Raw genomic sequence first — 2,173 nt, forward strand, 5'->3', positions numbered from 1 at the left:
GCTGACGGCGCTCGGCATCGATCTTCTGAAGGCGATCGCGCTCGCGCTCGGCCAGCCCGAGGATGCCTTCGCCGCCATTTACGAACCGCGGCCGACCCAGCTCCTGAAGCTCATCCGCTATCCCGGTCGCGACGTCGCCAGGACCGATCAGGGTGTCGGCGCGCACAAGGACGGCGGCCTCGTCACCATCCTTTTGCAGCAAGAGGTGGCGGGGCTGCGGGTGCGGACGGCGGAGGGGATCTGGATCGACGCGCCGCCCGTTCCCGGTACCTTTGTCATCAACACCGGCGAACTCCTGGAACTCGCCACCAATGGCTTCGTGCGCGCCGATGTCCACGACGTGGTCGCGCCGCCCGCGGGCGTGGAGCGCTTCTCCTTCGCTTTCTTCCTCGGTGCGCGCTACGACGCGACGATCCCCGTGCTACCACTGCCCGACGATCTCCACGCGCTGGAGCGCGGGCTGACGGTCGATCCGCTGAACCCGCTGTTCCGCGAGGTCGGAGCCAACCACCTGAAGAGCCGCCTCCGCTCACACCCAGACGTCGCCGCCGCCCACCATCCGGATCTGGTTGCCGAGGGCGGTCTCAACCAGTCGTCGTAACACCTTAGTCTTGCGCGGCGATAAGCTAGCATTACAATTGTGTTTTGGTCGTGTTCTGCCTCAGTGGATCGCCATGGCATGGAGGTCGTGGTGGCGGGAGCATCGATCGCGGCGACGCTGGAACCATGGGCGTCATCGCTGCGCGAGGTGAAGGCGCGGATGCGGCCCGTGTTCAGCCAGGAGCGGGTCGCGGCGTCGGCGAACAGCCTTCTGGACGGGCTGCTGGGCGACGAACGCCGCGAGACCGGGTGGATGCGCGCCGAGGCGGCGGGCGACGCTGGACCATGGCGGCGACAAGCGATCCTGGGACGCGGGCGGAGGGACGCGGATGCTTTGCGCGATATCGTGCGCGACTACGCGATCGCGCATCTCGGCACGGATGACGCGGTGCTGGTCCTCGACGAGACCGGGTTCCCGAAGCAGGGCAAGGCGTCGTGTGGCGTGGCGCGCCAGTATACCGGATCGGCGGGCAAGGTGACCAATTGCCAGATCGGCGTGTTCGCCGCCTATGTCTCGGTAAAGGGCCATGCCTTTGTCGACCGGGCGCTGTATCCGCCGAGAAGCTGGATCACCGATCCGACACGGCTGGCCGCGGCGCATGTGCCCGAAGGCACGGCCTTTGCAACCAGGCCGGCGCTGGCGGTGGAGATGATCGAACGCGTGATCGCGGCCGACATGCCATTCGCCTGGGTCGCGGCGGACGCGGTCTAGCACTACTTTAGCAGATTCTTATTTTGGCGTTCTGCGATGAGCTTTTCACAATGAGGGCAGCGTATTGGTGGCGGTTTCACGACTGCGTCGAGGATGGCCTGCCTGCCTGCCGGCTGGCAGGGTCGGTCGCGGGTGTGGTCCGGGGGTTCTTTTTTTCCCGTCCCGCGACCTTGAGGCGGCGAGATTTCAGGAAGGCATAGGCTATCATCGTCATAAGGGCGTGTCGGTGAAGGCCCGTCCAGGATCGTCTCTCGAAATGGTCGAGACCGAGTTCTTCCTTGATTTGCTAGTGCGCCTGTTCGCAAATCCATCTGGCCTTGATGGCGGCGGCAAGCGCCTTGAGGGGCGTATCGGCGGGCAGGTTGGAGGCGTAGTATTTCAGCGCTGGTCGCCCGGCGTTCACCGATCAGCCAGACCTCCTCGTCACCGGGCATCCACCGCATCAGTTCGGATCCACGAAGCGCGGACTATCTGGAAAGGCCCGGACTACAGCGTCGGCTGGCGCCGGGTCTGTCCGGGCCGAAGGTCGGGATGATAGACTGCGCGGCGAGGATGTTTCTTCGCTGCGACGGGGCTGTTATGCCGGATGCCGACCACCCGAGCTACGAAACCTGGGTCGGGCTCGTTTTCGACCATGATCCAGCGGAGGGACCCGAATGGCTGTTCGGCGATGGCTTTCCTGACCCGCCGGCGTAAATTCTGATGACCTATGTTACGCGACTGTTCATGTCGCCAGTGTCCTCTCTCTCGCGCTTCTCAGACGCACAGATCGCGATGGGACTGAAGTATCTTGTCTACCTTCCCGTGACGGACGCCGCGTGGTGTTACGACCGGACGATCTCGAAGCTGACGCGGGTCGCC

Annotated in this window: 1 protein-coding gene and 2 pseudogenes; 2 read left to right on the forward strand and 1 reads right to left on the reverse strand. The window is 64.7% G+C overall.

The genetic code is table 11. The features are described from left to right. Together VYI76_RS16760 and VYI76_RS16765 are read left to right on the forward strand one after the other, a co-directional pair. Positions 1-601, forward strand: a 601-nt coding sequence (locus VYI76_RS16760) for a 2OG-Fe(II) oxygenase family protein (RefSeq protein WP_326525954.1), incomplete at its 5' end; no start/stop codon positions are given. A 73-nt stretch (positions 602-674) separates the two neighbouring features. Beyond that, positions 675-1,309: pseudogene (locus VYI76_RS16765) on the forward strand (IS701 family transposase); the annotation flags it as partial. A gap of 79 nt (positions 1,310-1,388) precedes the next feature. Here the strand turns inward: VYI76_RS16765 and VYI76_RS16770 are convergent. Further along, positions 1,389-1,746, reverse strand: a pseudogene (locus tag VYI76_RS16770) (transposase); the annotation flags it as partial. Between the last annotated feature and the right edge of the window lie 427 nt (positions 1,747-2,173).

It is taken from the genome of Sphingomonas sp., assembly GCF_035910975.1.
Lineage (GTDB): Bacteria > Pseudomonadota > Alphaproteobacteria > Sphingomonadales > Sphingomonadaceae > Sphingomonas.